Annotated in this window: 15 protein-coding genes, 1 tRNA gene and 1 other RNA gene; 13 read left to right on the forward strand and 4 right to left on the reverse strand. The window is 52.9% G+C overall.

Annotated elements, in window-relative coordinates; all coding sequences use genetic code 11:
* Positions 1–133: 133 nt before the first annotated feature.
* On the forward strand, positions 134–2,467 hold the full coding sequence (locus AC07UY_RS05345) for a molybdopterin guanine dinucleotide-containing S/N-oxide reductase (protein ID WP_494700856.1): 2,334 nt from the start codon (positions 134–136) through the stop codon (positions 2,465–2,467).
* On the opposite strand, the gene AC07UY_RS05350 is transcribed toward AC07UY_RS05345, so the two are convergent.
* Complete coding sequence (locus AC07UY_RS05350; RefSeq protein ID WP_494659652.1) at positions 2,436–2,876, reverse strand: N-acetyltransferase; 441 nt, start codon at positions 2,874–2,876, stop codon at positions 2,436–2,438. The genes AC07UY_RS05345 and AC07UY_RS05350 overlap by 32 nt on opposite strands.
* Positions 2,854–3,435 carry a DNA-3-methyladenine glycosylase I gene (gene tag / locus AC07UY_RS05355; protein WP_203359628.1) on the reverse strand — a complete coding sequence of 194 codons (582 nt, stop codon included), beginning with the start codon at positions 3,433–3,435 and terminating at the stop codon, positions 2,854–2,856. The genes AC07UY_RS05350 and tag overlap by 23 nt, the downstream gene beginning before the upstream one ends.
* Before the next feature lie 156 nt (positions 3,436–3,591).
* Here tag and AC07UY_RS05360 point away from each other — a divergent pair, with 156 nt between their 5' ends.
* From AC07UY_RS05360 to AC07UY_RS05410, 11 genes are all read left to right on the forward strand, one after another.
* On the forward strand, positions 3,592–4,296 hold the full coding sequence (locus AC07UY_RS05360; RefSeq protein ID WP_494659653.1) for an autotransporter domain-containing protein: 705 nt from the start codon (positions 3,592–3,594) through the stop codon (positions 4,294–4,296).
* Positions 4,297–4,549: 253 nt separating this feature from the next.
* A complete protein-coding gene (locus tag AC07UY_RS05365; RefSeq protein WP_192614153.1) occupies positions 4,550–5,752 on the forward strand; it encodes an L-lactate MFS transporter in 1,203 nt (400 codons plus the stop codon).
* A 277-nt stretch (positions 5,753–6,029) separates the two neighbouring features.
* A complete protein-coding gene (eptB, locus tag AC07UY_RS05370) occupies positions 6,030–7,721 on the forward strand; it encodes a kdo(2)-lipid A phosphoethanolamine 7''-transferase (protein WP_203359631.1) in 1,692 nt (563 codons plus the stop codon).
* Positions 7,722–7,812: 91 nt separating this feature from the next.
* A tRNA-Pro gene (locus tag AC07UY_RS05375) sits at positions 7,813–7,889 on the forward strand.
* Between the two features lie 30 nt (positions 7,890–7,919).
* Positions 7,920–8,053, forward strand: a non-coding RNA gene (locus tag AC07UY_RS05380) — RtT sRNA.
* A 744-nt stretch (positions 8,054–8,797) separates the two neighbouring features.
* The gene (dppA, locus tag AC07UY_RS05385) at positions 8,798–10,405 is read left to right on the forward strand and encodes a dipeptide ABC transporter periplasmic-binding protein DppA (protein WP_494700855.1); all 1,608 of its coding nucleotides are present in this window, start codon (positions 8,798–8,800) and stop codon (positions 10,403–10,405) included.
* Between the two features lie 161 nt (positions 10,406–10,566).
* Positions 10,567–11,586 carry a dipeptide ABC transporter permease DppB gene (gene dppB / locus AC07UY_RS05390; protein WP_192614156.1) on the forward strand — a complete coding sequence of 340 codons (1,020 nt, stop codon included), beginning with the start codon at positions 10,567–10,569 and terminating at the stop codon, positions 11,584–11,586.
* Between the two features lie 9 nt (positions 11,587–11,595).
* The gene (gene dppC, locus AC07UY_RS05395) at positions 11,596–12,498 is read left to right on the forward strand and encodes a dipeptide ABC transporter permease DppC (RefSeq protein WP_494659656.1); all 903 of its coding nucleotides are present in this window, start codon (positions 11,596–11,598) and stop codon (positions 12,496–12,498) included.
* A gap of 10 nt (positions 12,499–12,508) precedes the next feature.
* Positions 12,509–13,492 (forward strand): dipeptide ABC transporter ATP-binding protein, encoded by a 984-nt coding sequence (dppD, locus tag AC07UY_RS05400; protein ID WP_494659657.1) that lies wholly within the window; start codon positions 12,509–12,511, stop codon positions 13,490–13,492.
* The gene (gene dppF, locus AC07UY_RS05405) at positions 13,489–14,493 is read left to right on the forward strand and encodes a dipeptide ABC transporter ATP-binding subunit DppF (RefSeq protein WP_494659658.1); all 1,005 of its coding nucleotides are present in this window, start codon (positions 13,489–13,491) and stop codon (positions 14,491–14,493) included. Before dppD ends, dppF begins: the two co-directional genes overlap by 4 nt.
* Before the next feature lie 180 nt (positions 14,494–14,673).
* Positions 14,674–15,888 (forward strand): sigma-54 interaction domain-containing protein, encoded by a 1,215-nt coding sequence (locus tag AC07UY_RS05410; RefSeq protein WP_494659659.1) that lies wholly within the window; start codon positions 14,674–14,676, stop codon positions 15,886–15,888.
* A 42-nt stretch (positions 15,889–15,930) separates the two neighbouring features.
* Here the strand turns inward: AC07UY_RS05410 and AC07UY_RS05415 are convergent, their stop codons facing one another.
* Together AC07UY_RS05415 and megL are read right to left on the reverse strand one after the other, a co-directional pair.
* On the reverse strand, positions 15,931–17,229 hold the full coding sequence (locus AC07UY_RS05415) for an aromatic amino acid transport family protein (RefSeq protein WP_494659660.1): 1,299 nt from the start codon (positions 17,227–17,229) through the stop codon (positions 15,931–15,933).
* Between the two features lie 129 nt (positions 17,230–17,358).
* Complete coding sequence (gene megL / locus AC07UY_RS05420; protein ID WP_494700854.1) at positions 17,359–18,555, reverse strand: methionine gamma-lyase; 1,197 nt, start codon at positions 18,553–18,555, stop codon at positions 17,359–17,361.
* A 435-nt stretch (positions 18,556–18,990) separates the two neighbouring features.
* On the opposite strand from megL, the gene AC07UY_RS05425 reads away from it, so the two are divergent.
* Positions 18,991–19,098 (forward strand): type I toxin-antitoxin system toxin Ldr family protein, encoded by a 108-nt coding sequence (locus tag AC07UY_RS05425; RefSeq protein WP_494700853.1) that lies wholly within the window; start codon positions 18,991–18,993, stop codon positions 19,096–19,098.
* Positions 19,099–19,125: the final 27 nt, after the last annotated feature.

The raw sequence follows: 19,125 nt of genomic DNA on the forward strand, positions 1-19,125 counted from the left end.
TCTTTACCACAGCGACCGTGGCGATTGATTATGACGCGTGAACATGAAGAAAATTCCAGGGAAGACTCTTAAATTTGTAAGTAACATTGAACGGAACAATAAAAAAGCCGCCACACCTGCAGGAGCGTCTCACTTGTCCAACGCATCATCACGCTATTCAGTACTCACCGCTGCTCACTGGGGACCCGTTCTGGTCGAGACGGATGGTAACACCGTCTTTTCGTCCCGTGGAGCATTACCTACGTCACATCCTAACTCGCTGCAAACCGTCGTGCGCGATCAGGTCCACAGTAAAACCCGGGTCCGTTTCCCGATGGTGCGTAAAGGATTCCTCGCCTCGCCAGAATGCCCGCAGGGCGTGCGCGGACAGGATGAATTTGTCCGTGTCAGCTGGGATGAGGCGCTGGATCTGATTCACGCGCAGCACAAACGCATTCGCGACAACTATGGCCCGGCGTCGATTTTCGCGGGCTCGTACGGCTGGCGCTCGAACGGCGTACTCCACAAAGCGGCGACATTGTTGCAGCGGTATATGGCACTTGCTGGCGGGTATACGGGGCATCTGGGAGATTATTCTACCGGCGCGGCGCAGGCCATTATGCCGTATGTGGTCGGTGGAAATGAGGTCTATCAGCAGCAAACCAGTTGGCCGATGATTCTGGAACACAGTGATGTGGTGGTGTTGTGGAGCGCTAACCCGCTGAATACGCTTAAAATTGCGTGGAATGCGTCGGATGAACAGGGCATCGCCTATTTTGATGCGCTGCGTAAAAGCGGTAAACGACTGATCTGTATCGATCCCATGCGATCGGAAAGCGTCGATTTCTTTGGCGATAAAATGGAGTGGATCGCCCCGCATATGGGCACGGATGTCGCACTGATGCTGGGTATTGCGCATACGCTGGTCGAAAACGGCTGGCATGATGAAGCCTTTCTGGCGCGCTGCACGACCGGATATGAGCGCTTCGCTGACTACCTGCTGGGCGCGAGCGACGGGACAGCGAAGACGGCGGAGTGGGCAGCAGAGATTTGTGGCGTATCGGCAGCGAAAATTCGCGAACTGGCAGAAATTTTTCATCAAAACACCACCATGTTGATGGCCGGTTGGGGCATGCAGCGCCAGCAATTTGGCGAGCAAAAACACTGGATGATCGTCACGCTTGCCGCCATGCTTGGGCAGATTGGCACGCCCGGCGGCGGTTTTGGTCTGTCTTATCACTTTGCCAATGGCGGTAACCCGACGCGACACGCGGCGGTACTGGCTTCCATGCAAGGAAGCCTCAAGGGCGGGATCGATGCGGTGGATAAAATTCCGGTAGCGCGCATCGTGGAAGCGCTCGAGAACCCCGGCGGGTTTTACCAGCATAACGGTATGGACCGCCACTTCCCGGACATTCGCTTTGTCTGGTGGGCGGGCGGGGCGAACTTTACCCATCACCAGGACACCAATCGCCTGATTCAGGCCTGGAAAAAGCCGGAACTGGTGGTGATCTCCGAATGTTTCTGGACGGCGGCGGCAAAGCACGCGGATATTGTGTTGCCAGCCACGACCTCCTATGAACGCAACGATTTAACCATGACCGGGGATTACAGCAACCAGCACCTGGTGCCCATGAAGCAGGTTGTGCCACCGCGTGATGAAGCACGCAATGATTTTGATGTGTTTGCTGCGCTGTGCGAGCGCTGGGAAGCGGGCGGCTATGCGCGTTTCACCGAAGGAAAAAGCGAGCTGGAGTGGCTGGAGACGTTTTACAACATTGCCGGGAAACGCGGCGCCAGTCAGCAGGTAACGCTGCCCCCATTTGCATCGTTCTGGGCCGAGAACACTTTCATTGAAATGGCGGAATTCCCGGCCAATGCGCAGTTTGTTCGCTTCGCCGATTTTCGTCGTGATCCCAGGGCTTATCCGCTAAAAACAGACAGCGGCAAAATTGAGATCTACTGCCAGCGAATTGCCGGTTACGGTTATGCCGATTGTCCGGGACATCCGACGTGGCTGGCACCGGACGAATGGCACGGTAACGCTGAAGCGGATCAACTGCAGGTTTTATCTGCGCATCCGGCGCATCGCTTACACAGCCAGCTCAACTACAGCTCACTGCGCGAGCAGTACGCGGTGGCCGGGCGCGAGCCGATCACACTGCATCCACGGGATGCTCAGGCGCGGGGCATTGCCGATGGCGATACGGTGCGGGTCTGGAATCAGCGTGGACAAATCCTTGCGGGCGCGGTGGTAACGGAAGGGATTAAGCCTGGCGTTATGTGTATTCACGAAGGCGCGTGGCCAGACCTGGATAACACAGCGGGGGGAATGTGCAAAAATGGCGCGGTAAACGTGTTGACCAAAGATCTCCCCAGCTCGCGGCTGGGGAATGGTTGTGCAGGTAACACCGCACTGGCACGGGTGGAGAAGTACACCGGTCCGGCGTTGACGCTTACGGCGTTTGATCCGCCCGCCAACTCATGATCCAGGTCGGATGCCGGGTATCTTCCTGCCATGCGCTGTCTTCAATACGAAAACCCATCGCATGGTAGAAATTCACGGCAGACTGATTTTTCTGGTAGACCTCCAGACTGAGAACCGGAAAGCGCTGTTGAACGAACTGAACCAGCGCTTTACCGATCCCGCTTCTGATGGCCTCTGGCGCGACAAACAGCGCGCCCAAAAATCTCGCCTCCATGACGCTGGCGAAACCTTTCAGAATGCCGTCTTCTTCCCATACCCAGGTTTGCGCAGCAGGCAAATAGACATCGCGCACTAAATGCTCGCTCTCATGCCAGTAGCGCGCTTCAATGAACGGGTGGGCGTAAAGGGTGCTCTTCATCCATAGCGCCAGTAGCGACGCCATATCGTTACTCTGAGACTCGCGAATCATGAGGTTCTCCCGGATGGCAAAAACAGCCGGTCACATGGTCATTGACCAGTCCGCACGCCTGCATAAAGGAGTAGCAGATAGTGGTTCCGACAAACTTAAACCCACGTTTTTTTAACGCCTTAGAGAGCGCATCGGAGGCGGGGGTGGATGTGGGTATCTCACTCAGTTCGGCGGCACGCGTCACCTGTGGCGGGTTATCAACAAACGACCAGACAAAATCGGCAAACGATTCACCGTTTTGCTCCATGGCAAGGTAAGCCCGGGCATTGCCGATGATGGCCTGAATTTTTCCACGATGGCGAATGATGCCGGCATCCTGAAGCAGGCGTTCGACGTCCTCTTCCTGCATGGCCGCTACGCGAACGGGATCAAACTGATAAAAATTAGCGCGATAGTTTTCACGCTTTTTCAACACGGTTATCCAGGACAACCCAGCCTGTTGCCCTTCCAGGCAGATCATTTCGAACAGTTTTTTGCCATTGGTTTCGGGGACGCCCCATTCCTTGTCGTGATAAGCAATGTAAAGGGGATCCTGACTGACCCAGCCACAACGCTGCATATTCTTCCTCGCTTTTGACTACCGTAAATATTTCATTCGGCTCGCCTTGACGCGCCAGCTAAAAAGACAATATTTAATACAGGGCTAAGTTGCCCGATATCCTTCACACAATGACAATAATATCGCCGAATTCGGCTCTTCTCTGGAGTCGCGTTGATGATTATAAAAAAATGCAGTGGTCGCCGGGCGTTATGCGTGATGGCGAGCGTAGTAGTCTGTTCGTTTTACATCAACACAGCTTATGCCTGGCAACAAGAATATATCGTTGATGCCGTTTCGGGTCATACGACAGAACGTTATACATGGGATAGCGATCACCAACCAAGTTATAACGATATTCTGGCAGAACGTATTAGCGCTGCTCAGCATTCGCCTGGGCTGGTGGTCAGTCTGGCGGATGAATCGCCGGTAGAATCGACCAGCGGTATGAGCATGGGCTGGAACATCCCCGTTTCGGAGCGGGTCACCACAGGGCCCATTGCCGCCCTGCATTATGACGGCTCGACTACCACGGCGTACAACGAATTTGGCGATAGCGTGACGACGCAAACGCTGACCGATCCCTTGTGGCATGCCAGTGTCAGTACGCTAGGCTGGCGAGTTAATTCGCAGTTCGGCGATGTGCGGCCCTGGGCGCAAATTAGCTACAACCAGCAATTCGGGGAAAATATCTGGAAAGCGCAATCGGGGTTGAGCCGAATGACAGCCACAAGCCAGGAGAATAACTGGCTGGATGTAACCGTGGGCGCGGATATGTTGCTGAACCCTCATATGGCGGCCTATGCGGCGCTCTCGCAGGCGGAAAATAGCGCGAATACCAGTGACTATCTTTACACCATGGGGGTAAGCGCCAGATTCTGATCAATATGGATACGTAATTAAAACAATTTATTCACACGGCGCATTCAATATTTACACCGTTCTCAGCGATAGTGTGTACTAACTGACTCAAAAAAAATCAGCACATCGCTTATTTGTCTCGTCATTCATTCCGCAATCCAGGCATTTCATTCCGTTCTGATGGCATTTCATGCCGTTTTTTCCCTGCATAAAAAGCACTTCGTTATTGTGGTCAGCAGTGAATGACTCCATTTGTTTATGCAGGAAGACGGCCATGAAAAATTCTGATTATCAGCGCACCCGTTGGTTAACGCTTATCGGCACCATCATTACACAATTTGCGTTAGGCTCTGTTTACACCTGGAGCCTGTTTAATGGCGCGCTCTCTGAAAAACTGAATGCGCCCGTCAGTCAGGTCGCGTTCTCATTCGGTCTGTTGAGCCTGGGCCTGGCGATCTCTTCCTCCGTTGCCGGGAAGCTTCAGGAACGTTTCGGCGTGAAACGCGTCACGATGGCTTCAGGGATTATGCTGGGCGTGGGGTTCTTCCTGACCGCTCACTCTGACAACCTGATCATGCTTTGGCTAAGTGCCGGTGTGTTGGTCGGCCTGGCGGATGGCGCAGGATACCTGTTAACCCTCTCCAACTGCGTGAAGTGGTTCCCGGAGCGCAAAGGTCTGATTTCTGCTTTTGCGATTGGTTCTTATGGTCTGGGCAGCCTGGGCTTCAAATTTATCGATAGCCATCTTCTGGCAAGCGTCGGTCTGGAAAAAACGTTCATGATTTGGGGCGCGATTGCGCTGGTGATGATTGTCTTTGGCGCCACGCTGATGAAAGACGCACCGAATCAGGAAGTTAAAGCGAAAAACGGCGTAATGGAGAACGACTACACGCTGGCGGAATCCATGCGCAAACCTCAGTACTGGATGCTGGCAGTGATGTTCCTGACAGCTTGCATGAGCGGTTTGTATGTTATTGGTGTGGCGAAAGATATTGCTCAGGGTCTGGTGCATATGGACGTTGCGACGGCGGCAAATGCAGTGACCGTCATCTCTATCGCCAACCTGTCTGGTCGTCTGGTGCTGGGTATCCTGTCTGACAAAATGTCCCGTATCCGGGTGATCACAATCGGCCAGGTCATTTCACTGGTGGGTATGGCGGCCCTGCTTTTCGCCCCGCTGAATGAGGTGACGTTCTTTGCAGCCATCGCCTGTGTCGCGTTTAACTTTGGCGGTACGATCACGGTGTACCCATCGCTGGTCAGCGAGTTCTTCGGCCTGAACAATCTGGCGAAAAACTACGGTGTAATTTACTTAGGCTTTGGTATCGGCAGTATCTGCGGTTCGCTGATTGCGTCCCTGTTCGGTGGGTTTTACGTCACCTTCTGCGTTATCTTCGCGTTGTTGATTCTCTCTCTGGCGCTCTCCACGACGATTCGCCAGCCGAAACAAGAACGACTCGAAGCGGTGCATGCGTAACCCTCACATCTGATAAACACGTTGAAAAGGCCAGTGTAATGACTGGCCTTTTTTCGTATTCCCCGCCTGCCATCACTGATAATTTGTGCATTGATTCTTGCATTTTTGTAAATCTATGCTTTGATCACACACTTTGTAGACACTTTTTCCTCTTCTTGTGGTCTACTTAGCCGCGCTTGTAGATTGTCCTGATACTACTACTTCCGCATTTTCACCTGTCCGGTCTGTTTGACCGTTGCGCAGGCAGTTTTAATCCCGACTCCCAGGGTTTGTTTGCATGAGATACATTAAGTCGATAACGCAGCAAAGGCTTAGCTTCTTGCTGGCGCTTTATATCGGTCTGTTTATGAATTGTGCTGTATTTTACCGTCGCTTCGGTAGCTACGCGCAAGAATTTACCGTCTGGAAAGGACTCTCTGCGGCTGTCGAGTTGGCGGGCACTGTTCTCGTCACGTTCTTTTTGTTACGCCTTCTCTCGCTGTTTGGCCGACGAGCCTGGCGTGTACTCACTACGCTGGTCGTGCTCTTTTCCGCTGGCGCCAGTTATTACATGACCTTCCTGAATGTGGTCATCGGCTACGGCATTGTGGCCTCTGTCATGACTACCGATATTGATTTATCGAAAGAGGTTGTGGGGCTGCATTTCATTCTATGGTTAGTGGCGGTGAGCATCCTGCCGTTGTTTTTTATCTGGAGCAACCGCTGCCGCTACACGCTACTGCGCCAGTTGCGCACGCCGGGTCTGCGCGTTCGCAGCGTGGCCGTTGTCGTGCTTTCCGGGGTGATGGTCTGGGCGCCGATTCGTTTGCTTGACGTACAGCAGAAGAAAGTTGAGCGGGCGACGGGGGTCGATTTACCCAGTTATGGCGGCGTGGTGGCAAACTCTTACCTGCCATCAAACTGGTTATCCGCGTTGGGTCTGTACGCCTGGGCGCAGGTGGATGAATCCTCCGATAATAAGTCGTTAATGAACCCTGCCAAGAAATTCACCTACGTTGCGCCAAAAGACATTGATGATACGTATGTGGTGTTCATCATTGGCGAAACGACGCGCTGGGATCACATGGGTATTTTCGGCTATGAACGAAATACCACGCCGAAGCTGGCTCAGGAGAAAAACCTGGCGGCATTCCGTGGTTACTCATGCGACACCGCGACAAAACTCTCCCTGCGTTGCATGTTCGTGCGTCAGGGCGGGGCGGAAGATAATCCGCAACGTACGTTGAAAGAGCAGAACATTTTTGCGGTGCTTAAGCAGTTAGGTTTCAGCTCAGATCTGTATGCGATGCAGAGCGAGATGTGGTTCTACAGCAACACGATGGCCGATAATATCGCCTATCGTGAGCAGATTGGCGCCGAGCCGCGCAACCGTGGCAAGACTGTCGATGACATGCTGTTGGTTGAAGAAATGCAGCAGTCATTAAAGCGCAATACTGATGGTAAGCATTTGATTATTCTGCATACCAAAGGGTCGCACTTTAACTATACCCAGCGCTATCCGCGTAGCTATGCGCAATGGACGCCGGAGTGTGTCGGGGTGGATAACGGCTGTACCAGAGCCCAGATGATCAACTCTTACGATAACTCGGTGACTTACGTCGACCATTTTATTACCAGCGTTTTTGACCAGTTGCGCGATAAGAAAGCCATCGTGTTCTATGCTGCGGATCATGGCGAGTCGATCAATGAACGTGAGCATCTGCATGGTACGCCGCGTAATATGGCGCCGCCAGAGCAGTTCCGCGTGCCTATGCTGGTCTGGATGTCCGACAAGTATCTTGAGAATCCGCAACATGCGCAGATGTTTGCTCAGTTGAAGCAGGAAGCCGAAATGAAGGTGCCGCGTCGTCATGTTGAACTCTACGACACCATTATGGGTTGCCTCGGCTTTACCTCGCCAGATGGCGGAATCAATGAGAACAGTAACTGGTGCCGTATTCCTGAAGCGGGGAAAGCCGCAGCGAACTAACCGCGCTGCTGACTTTCTCGCCTATTAGATGGCATTTTGATACTAAGGGATTGACGGGCGCGCACCTCAGCAGTAATATGCGCCCCGCATTCGGTGATTGGCGCAGCCTGGTAGCGCACTTCGTTCGGGACGAAGGGGTCGGAGGTTCGAATCCTCTATCACCGACCAAATTCAAAAAGCCTGCTCTTGAGCAGGCTTTTTTGCATCTGTAGATGTGAGGATGAGAACCTCCGGGGGAAGAGGTTCGACTCGAGCGAAGCGAGAGAACGTTGCGCCAGCAACGGCCCGCAGGGCGAGCCACGCAGTGGCGAGTAATCCTCTATCACCGACCAAATTCAAAAAGCCTGCTCTTGAGCAGGCTTTTTTGCATTCGTAGGCCTGATAAGCGAAGCGCCATCAGGCAAAAACACCACATCGTACCCGGCATTGCCGGATGGCGGCGCAAGCGCCTTATCCGGCCTACGGGCGAAGTGTCACCAGGCAATTTGCGCGCCTAATCCCGCCTGTGACCGATCTGCACTATTGCGACAAAAACGCGCCCCAATTCTCACTGAGTGTTAACGATTTTGTGACATATTCCATTGTCTTTTTTGATATGTGCTTGAATCTTTTTCGGGTGTTACTTATGGCTGAACCCAGCATTTTCCGCTGTGCGCTTTAACGTTCATGATATTAATCGCTCAGATATGCAGCATCTCGTCAGAAATTTTTCATAATATGCACAAACGTTAACCACCAAATGTTGCGAAGTATGAAGAGATTAATTCTGGCGTTGTCCGCGTAGCACAAATTTCTCTGCTGAAAATAGTGGTCCGAAGTTTTTTTAATCTTTGTTTGTGAATTCTCACCATTGTTGTAAATCGTGGTTAGCTGTATTGACGTTTTCACATTCTGTTGACAGATTGTAGGGCATGAGGGGCATTTCATGGAGAATCCGCACTGCAACTCAGTCGTTTATGTGAACGGAATCCCCATCCTCTTAACGCCGACCCGGCCGGGTAAAAAACAAAAAAGGCCAGGCGGTGCAGCCCACTGCAAAGGGTAAAACAACAAAACATCACAATTGGAGCAGAAGAATGAGTATTTCCTTGAAGAAGTCAGGGATGCTGAAGCTTGGTCTGAGCCTTGTGGCTATGACTGTCGCAGCAAGTGTACAGGCTAAAACTCTGGTTTATTGTTCAGAAGGATCTCCTGAAGGGTTCAACCCGCAGTTGTTCACCTCTGGCACAACCTATGACGCCAGCTCAGTACCTATCTATAACCGTCTGGTAGAATTTAAAATCGGTACGACCGAAGTCATTCCTGGCCTTGCTGAAAAGTGGGAAGTCAGCGAAGACGGTAAAACCTATACCTTCCATTTACGCAAAGGCGTGAAGTGGCAGGACAACAAAGAATTTAAACCGACGCGTGACTTTAATGCTGATGACGTCGTGTTCTCCTTTGATCGTCAGAAAAATGCACAGAACCCGTACCACAAAGTCTCTGGCGGCAGCTATGAATACTTTGAAGGGATGGGTCTGCCTGACCTGATTAGCGAAGTGAAGAAAGTCGACGACAGTACCGTTCAGTTCGTGCTGACGCGTCCGGAAGCGCCGTTCCTTGCTGACCTGGCAATGGACTTCGCCTCTATTCTTTCCAAAGAATATGCAGACAACATGCTGAAAGCCGGTTCGCCGGAAAAAGTCGATCTGAACCCAATCGGTACCGGTCCGTTCCAGCTGCTGCAGTACCAGAAAGACTCCCGTATTCTCTACAAAGCGTTCCCGGGCTACTGGGGCACCAAGCCGCAGATCGATCGTCTGGTTTTCTCCATCACGCCTGATGCCTCTGTGCGTTACGCCAAACTGCAGAAGAACGAATGCCAGGTGATGCCGTACCCGAATCCGGCGGACATCGCGCGCATGAAGCAGGATAAAAGCATCAACCTGATGGAGCAGGCGGGTCTGAACGTCGGCTATCTCTCCTTCAACACCGAGAAGAAACCGTTTGATGATGTGAAAGTTCGTCAGGCGCTGACCTATGCGGTAAACAAAGAAGCAATCATTAAAGCGGTGTACCAGGGTGCTGGCGTTGCGGCGAAGAACCTGATCCCGCCAACCATGTGGGGCTATAACGACGACGTTAAAGACTACAGCTATGACCCGGAAAAAGCCAAAGCGCTGCTGAAAGAAGCCGGTCAGGATAAAGGCTTTACTGTAGAGCTGTGGGCAATGCCAGTACAACGTCCGTACAACCCGAACGCTCGCCGTATGGCCGAGATGGTTCAGGCCGACTGGGCGAAGATTGGCGTTCAGGCCAAGATCGTGACCTACGAGTGGGGCGAGTATCTGAAACGCGCCAAAGCGGGTGAACACCAGGCCGTTATGATGGGCTGGACCGGCGACAACGGGGATCCGGATAACTTCTTCGCCACCCTGTTCAGCTGCGCTGCGGCGAAAGACGGTTCCAACTATTCTCGCTGGTGCTACAAGCCGTTTGAAGACCTGATTCAGCCGGCACGCGCGACCGACGACCACAACAAGCGTATTGAGCTCTACAAGCAGGCTCAGGTAGTGATGCATGACCAGGCACCTGCGCTGATCGTTGCTCACTCCACCGTGTATGAGCCAGTGCGTAAAGAAGTCAAAGGCTATGTGGTTGATCCATTAGGCAAACACCACTTCGAAAACGTCTCTGTCGAATAATTAAAAGCAACGCCGGGAGGCGCTACGCACCGTTAAGTCGGTCCGCGTACCGCACCCGGCAGTAATGCTTTATCTCCTTCTCGCATGAGGGGGAGATAAGATTTGTGAGCAATACAGACGCACTGTCACCAGGCGGCGCGTCATTAGAGAGAATCCGGGTTATGTTGCAGTTCATTCTCCGACGTTTGGGACTCGTCATCCCCACGTTTATCGGTATCACTCTTCTCACCTTTGCCTTCGTTCATATGATCCCCGGCGATCCGGTGATGATCATGGCGGGTGAGCGTGGTATCTCCCCTGAGCGTCACGCTCAATTGCTGGCAGAACTCGGTCTTGATAAACCGATGTGGCAGCAGTACCTCCATTACATTTGGGGGGTTATGCATGGTGATTTGGGCATCTCGCTGAAAAGCCGCTTACCGGTGTGGGAAGAGTTCGTCCCTCGCTTTAAAGCGACGCTGGAGCTGGGTGTCTGCGCCATGATTTTCGCGACTGCGGTCGGGATTCCGGTCGGGGTACTCGCCGCCGTCAAGCGCGGTTCCATTTTCGATCACACCGCCGTTGGCCTTGCGCTGACCGGTTACTCCATGCCTATTTTTTGGTGGGGCATGATGCTGATTATGTTGGTCTCCGTGCACTGGAACCTGACGCCGGTTTCCGGGCGGGTGAGCGATATGGTGTTCCTTGACGACACCAATCCGTTGACCGGCTTTATGCTGATCGACACGGCCATCTGGGGTGAAGAGGGCAACTTTATTGATGCGCTGGCGCATATGGTCCTGCCTGCCATGGTGCTTGGCACCATCCCACTGGCGGTGATTGTGCGTATGACACGTTCCTCGATGCTGGAAGTGCTGGGTGAGGATTACATCCGTACCGCGCGCGCCAAAGGGCTCACCAGGATGCGCGTGATCGTCATTCACGCCCTGCGTAACGCCATGCTGCCTGTCGTGACCGTGATTGGTTTGCAGGTGGGGACGCTACTGGCAGGGGCGATCCTGACCGAGACCATCTTCTCGTGGCCTGGACTCGGGCGCTGGCTGATTGATGCGTTGCAACGTCGTGATTATCCGGTGGTACAAGGCGGCGTGTTGCTGGTGGCGACGATGATTATTCTCGTCAACCTGCTGGTCGATCTGCTGTACGGCGTGGTGAACCCGCGTATTCGTCATAAGAAGTAAGGGGCCATCATGTCACAGGTTACTGAAAATAAAGTTATTACTGCACCGGTGCCGATGACCCCGCTGCAGGAGTTCTGGCACTATTTTAAACGCAACAAGGGTGCCGTTGTCGGTCTGGCGTATGTCGTCATCATGATCCTGATTGCCGCCTTTGCAAACTTCCTCTCCCCCTATAATCCGGCAGATCAGTTCCGTGATGTGCTGCTGGCACCGCCTGCATGGCAGGAAGGCGGCACGATGGCGCACCTGCTGGGGACTGACGACGTGGGCCGTGATGTGCTGTCACGTCTGATGTACGGCGCGCGTTTATCGCTGCTGGTCGGCTGTCTGGTGGTGGTGCTGTCGCTGATCATGGGCGTCGTGCTGGGACTGGTGGCGGGATACTTCGGCGGTATCGTCGATAACATCATTATGCGCGTGGTCGATATCATGCTGGCCCTGCCAAGCCTGCTGTTGGCGTTGGTATTGGTGGCGATTTTTGGCCCTTCAATTGGTAATGCCGCGCTGGCGCTGACGTTCGTGGCGTTGCCGCACTACGTTCGTTTAACGCGCGCTGCGGTGCTGGTCGAGGTGAACCGCGATTACGTTACTGCTTCCCGCGTGGCGGGTGCTGGCGCGATGCGTCAGATGTTCGTCAATATATTCCCTAACTGCCTTGCGCCGTTGATCGTTCAGGCGTCGCTCGGTTTTTCTAACGCCATTCTCGATATGGCCGCCCTTGGCTTCCTGGGTATGGGCGCGCAGCCGCCGACGCCGGAGTGGGGCACCATGCTCTCCGACGTGTTGCAGTTCGCGCAAAGTGCCTGGTGGGTCGTGACCTTCCCGGGTCTGGCGATCCTGCTGACGGTGCTGGCATTTAACCTGATGGGTGACGGTCTGCGTGACGCGCTCGATCCCAAACTGAAGCAGTAAGAGGTTCGAGATGGCGTTATTAAATGTAGACAAATTATCGGTGCACTTCGGCGACGAAGGTACACCGTTTCGCGCCGTAGACCGTATCAGCTATAGCGTAAATCAGGGTGAAGTGGTCGGTATTGTGGGTGAGTCCGGCTCGGGTAAATCGGTCAGTTCGCTGGCGATCATGGGACTGATTGATTATCCCGGTCGGGTGATGGCGGAAAAGCTGGAGTTTAACGGCCAGGATCTGAAGCGGATCTCTGAGAAAGAGCGCCGCAACCTGGTTGGCGCCGAAGTGGCGATGATTTTCCAGGACCCGATGACCAGCCTTAATCCTTGTTATACCGTGGGTTTCCAGATTATGGAGGCCATCAAGGTGCATCAGGGCGGCAACAAGAAAACCCGTATTCAGCGTGCGATAGACCTGTTAAACCTGGTCGGCATTCCCGACCCGGCCTCGCGCCTGGACGTCTATCCGCACCAGTTGTCCGGTGGGATGAGCCAGCGTGTGATGATTGCGATGGCCATCGCCTGTCGGCCAAAGCTGCTGATTGCCGATGAACCGACCACCGCGCTGGATGTGACTATCCAGGCGCAAATCATCGAGCTGCTGCTGGAACTGCAGCAGAAAGAGAACATGGCGCTGGTGTTGATTACCCATGACCTCGCGCTGGTGGCGGAGGCTGCGCACAAAATCATTGTGATGTATGCCGGTCAGGTGGTGGAAACGGGCAATGCGCATGATATCTTCCGCGCCCCGCGACATCCGTATACTCAGGCGCTGTTACGCGCATTGCCTGAATTTGCGCAGGACAAGGCGCGGCTGGCCTCGCTGCCGGGTGTGGTGCCGGGAAAATACGACCGCCCGAACGGCTGTCTGCTGAATCCCCGCTGCCCGTATGCGACGGACAAATGCCGTGGCGAAGAGCCGGAACTGATGCAACTGGGTGAAGGTCGCCAGTCGAAATGCCACTACCCACTCGATGATGCCGGGAGGCCAACACTATGAGTACGCACGAGGCCACCTCGCAGCAACCGCTGTTGCAGGCAATCGATCTGAAGAAATACTATCCGGTGAAAAAGGGGCTGTTTGCCCCTGAACGGCTGGTAAAAGCGCTGGATGGCGTTTCGTTTACCCTTGAGCGCGGTAAAACCCTGGCGGTGGTGGGCGAGTCAGGCTGTGGGAAATCCACGCTTGGTCGCCTGTTGACGATGATTGAAACCCCGACCGGCGGTGAGCTGTATTATCAGGGGCAGGATCTGCTCAAGCACGATCCGCAGGCGCAGAAACTGCGTCGGCAGAAAATCCAGATCGTGTTCCAGAACCCGTACGGTTCTCTGAACCCGCGTAAAAAGGTGGGACAGATTCTGGAAGAACCGCTGCTGATTAACACCTCACTCAGCAAAGAGCAGCGCCGTGAAAAAGCGCTGGCGATGATGGCGAAAGTCGGTCTTAAAACCGAGCATTATGATCGCTATCCGCACATGTTCTCCGGCGGTCAGCGGCAGCGTATCGCCATCGCACGCGGGCTGATGCTCGATCCGGATGTAGTGATTGCTGATGAACCGGTCTCCGCGCTGGACGTTTCCGTGCGCGCGCAGGTACTGAATCTGATGATGGATTTGCAGCAGGATTTGGGGCTCTCTTACGTCTTTATTTCGCACGACCTGTCGGTGGTGGAACACATTGCCGATGAAGTGATGGTGATGTATTTAGGTCGCTGCGTGGAGAAAGGGACGAAAGAGCAGATCTTCAGCAATCCTCGCCATCCGTATACGCAGGCTCTGCTTTCAGCAACGCCGCGTCTGAACCCGGACGATCGCCGCGAGCGCATCAAACTGACCGGCGAACTGCCAAGCCCGCTGAATCCGCCGCCGGGGTGTGCCTTCAATGCTCGCTGTCGTCGTCGCTTCGGTCCCTGCACCCAGTTGCAGCCGCAGCTTAAAGACTACCGTGGTCAGCTGGTGGCCTGCTTCGCTGTTGATCAGGATGAAAACCCGCAGCAATAACTGCCGGGTATCCCCTCATAACCGGAGCCTTGTGCTCCGGTTTTTTTATATTTTATTTTTGAGTCCACAATGTGAGTCCATAGGCAGAAGATAATTCCGCGTAGGTTAGAATGTATGCAGATTTCGTAATGTCACAGAATTATCGGTTAAATCGCCGTTGCTGAATGAAATGGAGCAAACGTGGTCACGATACGTTGGGATATCAGGACAATCGATCGTCTGTCCATGGTTGAGGATGTCCTCAAGGAGTTCTCCTGCTGCGACATTAATATTATCTCGATGAAAGTCACGGCAGGCAGGATCCTGATTAAATCCTGGTGTCGCCATTTGCAGGATATTTCCAGCGTGCAGAAACGGTTATGCCAGCGCGCAGACATTATCAATGTTGCTTACCTTTCCGAAGATATGACTGAGCGATCGTCGTCAGAACTGGCACGCCCGCGCTATTTCTCCGATATTATTTGCAGCAGTCCGGGCATGCAGTCGCTGATTGAAAAAGCGATAAAAATTGCCGACAGCAAATATACGGTGTTGATCCGGGGTGAAACCGGAACCGGTAAGGAATTGCTGGCGCGCGCCATTCATAATTCCGGGCAACGTCGTTTTTATCCTTTTATCCCCGTGAACTGTTCCGCACTTCCTGAAACGCTGATGGAGAGTGAATTTTTCGGCTATGAAAAAGGGGCATTCAGCGGTGCTGATAGCAAAGGGAAAAAAGGGCTCTTCGAGATGGCGGACCACGGTACGCTTTTTCTGGATGAGTTCGGTGAAATGCCGTTGAATCTTCAGGTTAAATTGTTGCGTGTGTTGCAGGACGGTGGCATTCGCCGGGTGGGTGGTTCACACGTTATTCCGGTTAATGCGCGTATTATTGTCGCTACCAACGCTAACCTGGAAGAGATGGTTGAACTGCGCCAACTGCGCGCCGATCTTTATTATCGTATTAATGTCCTTTCGCTCACTATCCCTCCGCTTCGCGAGCGTCCGGAGGATATCGCCTTGCTGATCCGCCACTTTGTCCATAAATATGCAAAGGAATTTCAGCGGCGGCTTATTCTGGACAGAGCCTGTTTTTCATTTTTACTTCGTCATCGCTGGCCGGGTAATGTCAGAGAACTGGAAAACGCCATCATCCGGCTGATGCTAATGTCTGAGTGTGATGTGATAACGACGGAGGATTTACGCCTGGTGAGTTTGCCGGTTGATGAATGCCCAAATATAACGCAGGGAACGGCATTCCCGTTTAAAGAGCAGGTTCAGCATGCAGAGCGCAAAATCATTGAGCAGATGGTCGGCGAGAACGTCTCGTCACGGGATATTGCAAAAGCGCTTGGCGTTTCGCATACCACTGTGCTGAATAAGATCCGTAGTTATCAACTTGAGGATGTTCATTAAGCGCCGCCATTCGCAGGAGCCACTGACGGCGCTTAACCCGAATTATTCAATCAGCTTCAATAGCGGTGAAAGGCACAGCAGGATCCCGTACAGCAAAATCAGCCAGGTTCGCAGGCCGCGCAGTTTTTCCAGTTGCTTGACTTTATAGATCAGGAAGAAAGGAATGATACAGGAAACAATTCCATAGAGCGGGCTACCCAACTGGAAGAATAAAAGTACCGAGACGCGGAAAGAGACCCAAATAACCAGTGTGATGACAATAAAAGTACAAATACCCAGGGTGAGCGTCAGTGGGCTAATTTTCTCAACGTTAATTACGCGACTCAGTAAATTAAGGATAATGCCTTTCATCGCTTCATGAAAACCGAGATAAATACCAAAAAAGGCCGTTAGCACTGCGAAGATATTTAATATCGTAGAGGTGATGTGAATAATTTTCCCCGGAATCACCTGCGCCGCCAGCGCCAGTGCGGAGATATTTTGTTCAAAAGCGGAAACGGCTTCTTCGTGGCTAATCGAAAACGTAAACGAGAAGGAGAAGAATAAAATAACCGCAATCAGAGTGATGTAGCTAATACGGTGCGTACGGATCGCCATTCGGGTTGCCAGAACCCGGTCGGCCTCGCGTTTGCGGTAGGCGATATTCATCGGGTTTAGCACCTGAATAAATACCGCAGAGAAAAAGCAAAAAGGAACCGTCAGCAAAACGTCGCGGAAGAAGACCGACGCCTGTGGAAATGCCGTTATGTTACTGAAATTCCAGTGTGGAACCATGGCGAAACCAAACACGACAATGATGCCGACTTTCACCACCACCATCGGCCCTGAGATTTTAAACAGTAACTTTTCGCCGCCGGAGGCAATGGCGACAAGGAGGGCAAAGATCGCCACTTTGTAGAGGATGGATTGCGAGAGGTCTGCATCTGTCAGACCAAATGTTTTAATATACGATGCGCTGTCAAATACAACGGATAACGAGTAGATAAAAATACCGTGGATAATCATCAGGAAGTAAATTACTCCCAGAAATACACCCCAGTTTTTACCCAGATAGTGGCTGATAATATCGGTGTAATCGTTACAGGTTTCACTTTCAGATAATGTCTTTAAATAAATATCCTGCACAATATAGGTCGCAGGATAGGCAATAATAAAGGCGACGATAAATACCCAGATTCCGGTCAAACCGATTTGCACGGGCATCAGGACGGTTCCCGCGCCAATGGCCATACCGATGCATAATAACACCCAGCCAAAATCATATTTTGTAAACGGTAATTTTTTTGAGGATGGCGTAATGGTTGCTTTATTGTTACTTAATTGTATTGTGTTGTCCTGCATAGAGCCCCCTGCCCAAAATACACATCATCCTCCGGGGCGCTTCATGGCGAAGGATGAGGCGTATAGCCAGGCTGTTTGTGCCTTGATTTCATCCCCCTGGACCGGTGATGTCGGCCCAGGGCGTCATGGTCAGAACGTTGCCTTTCTGATGGCATTTTCAAGGTCGTTAATAATATCTTCGGGATCTTCAAGACCCACAGAAAGACGGATAAGTCCGTCGGTAATACCTGCTTTTAGCCGTTCCTCTGGTGCAACAGGCGAATGTGTCATAGACGCAGGATGCTGAATGAGGGTTTCGGTATCACCGAGACTGACCGCGAGGAGGCACAATTCTACAGAATTGATCATTCGTCTGCCAGCCTCGATTCCGCCTGCAATTTCAAAGCTAATAATGCCGCCCGGCAGGCTCATTTGCCGCTTACCAAGATCGTACTGCGGGTGTGATGGCAACCCGGGATAGTAAACACGCGTAATTGCCGGGTGATTTTCCAGAAAACGGGCAATTTTTAGCGCGTTTTCGCAGTGGCGTTCCATGCGGATACCCAGCGTTTTAATCCCGCGTAGCGTGAGCCAGGCGTTGAAGGGGCTCATACAGCCGCCGGTGATGTCTTTAAGACCGACAAAACGAGCCTGGTCGATAAATGCCTGCCCACCGACGATAACGCCGCCAATGACATCGCCATGACCGTTAATGTATTTCGTGACGCTGTGCACCACGATGTCCGCGCCCAGCTGCAGCGGTTGCTGGCAATACGGCGACATGAAGGTATTGTCCACGACCAGCAGCGCGCCATGCTGATGTGCAATCCCGGCGACCGTTTCAATGTCGACCAGTGAGAGTGTCGGGTTCGCGGGTGTTTCGATATAAACAACACGGGTTTCCGGGCGTATCGCTGCACGAATTTCATCGGGGTTGGCGGCATCGACAAAACTCACATTGATGCCGAACTTCGGCATGCTGTGCGACAGGAAGGCATGGGTGCAGCCATAAATCGCGCTGGCGGAAACGATATGGTCACCTTGCTGGCACAGGGTAAGCAGCGTGGTGGTGATTGCCGAAATACCCGAGGCCGTTGCCAGCGCCGCTTCGCCTCTTTCGAGCACCGCCAGCTTTTTCTCCAGCGCATCGGTTGTCGGGTTGCCAAGGCGGGTGTAAATGTACCCGGACTCTTCGAGAGCAAAGCGGGCGGCGCCTTGCTCGGCGCTGTCAAAAACAAATGTTGAGGTCTGGAAAATAGGTGTACTGAGCGCACCCGTGGAAGGATCGGGTTGTTGCCCCGCGTGAACGATCTGGGTGTTGAATCCGTAAGTACGACAGTCAGTCATGATATCTCCTTTGATTCGAAACAAAACAGCTCATACTCATATAGCAATCGCTGTGCCATGAAAGGAGTTCTTTAATATCAGTGTATTAGAGTGATTTATGTTGGGGCGAGTGTCAGGAAAGTTGCCAACTGGCAAGAATCTTTCCAGTGGTGGAGTGACCGTTCGTCATGAAAATCCCGTAAATGCGAGGCGTCACGCAGCGTGGGGATCGCGGGATGATAAGGAGTGGGGGTTGCCGTAGAATCCGCGTTAAGCCGGGCTTGCCCGGTGAGGCGCAATGTTGCGGGGGCTTGATCCCCGGCGGCATCGGTTGCTGGAAAGAGAAAACCCCCGCACGTTGTTCGGTATAAACCTGGCAACAAAACGGGGGCTAACTTGACTCCAGACAAGTTGAGAATAGCCGCGAACAGTTGTCATTGCAACACAGGCGGCTCTATGACGCTCATGCAACTGGGCACGGCCTTCTGGCACGATCTGGTGGCTCCGATCATCGCTGGCATTATTGTCAGCCTGGTAGTGAACTGGCTACGTCACCGGAAGTAATGTGCCTTGTGGGCGTCTGCCTGCCGT

The organism is Citrobacter sp. GW821-FHT02E08, assembly GCF_059421685.1.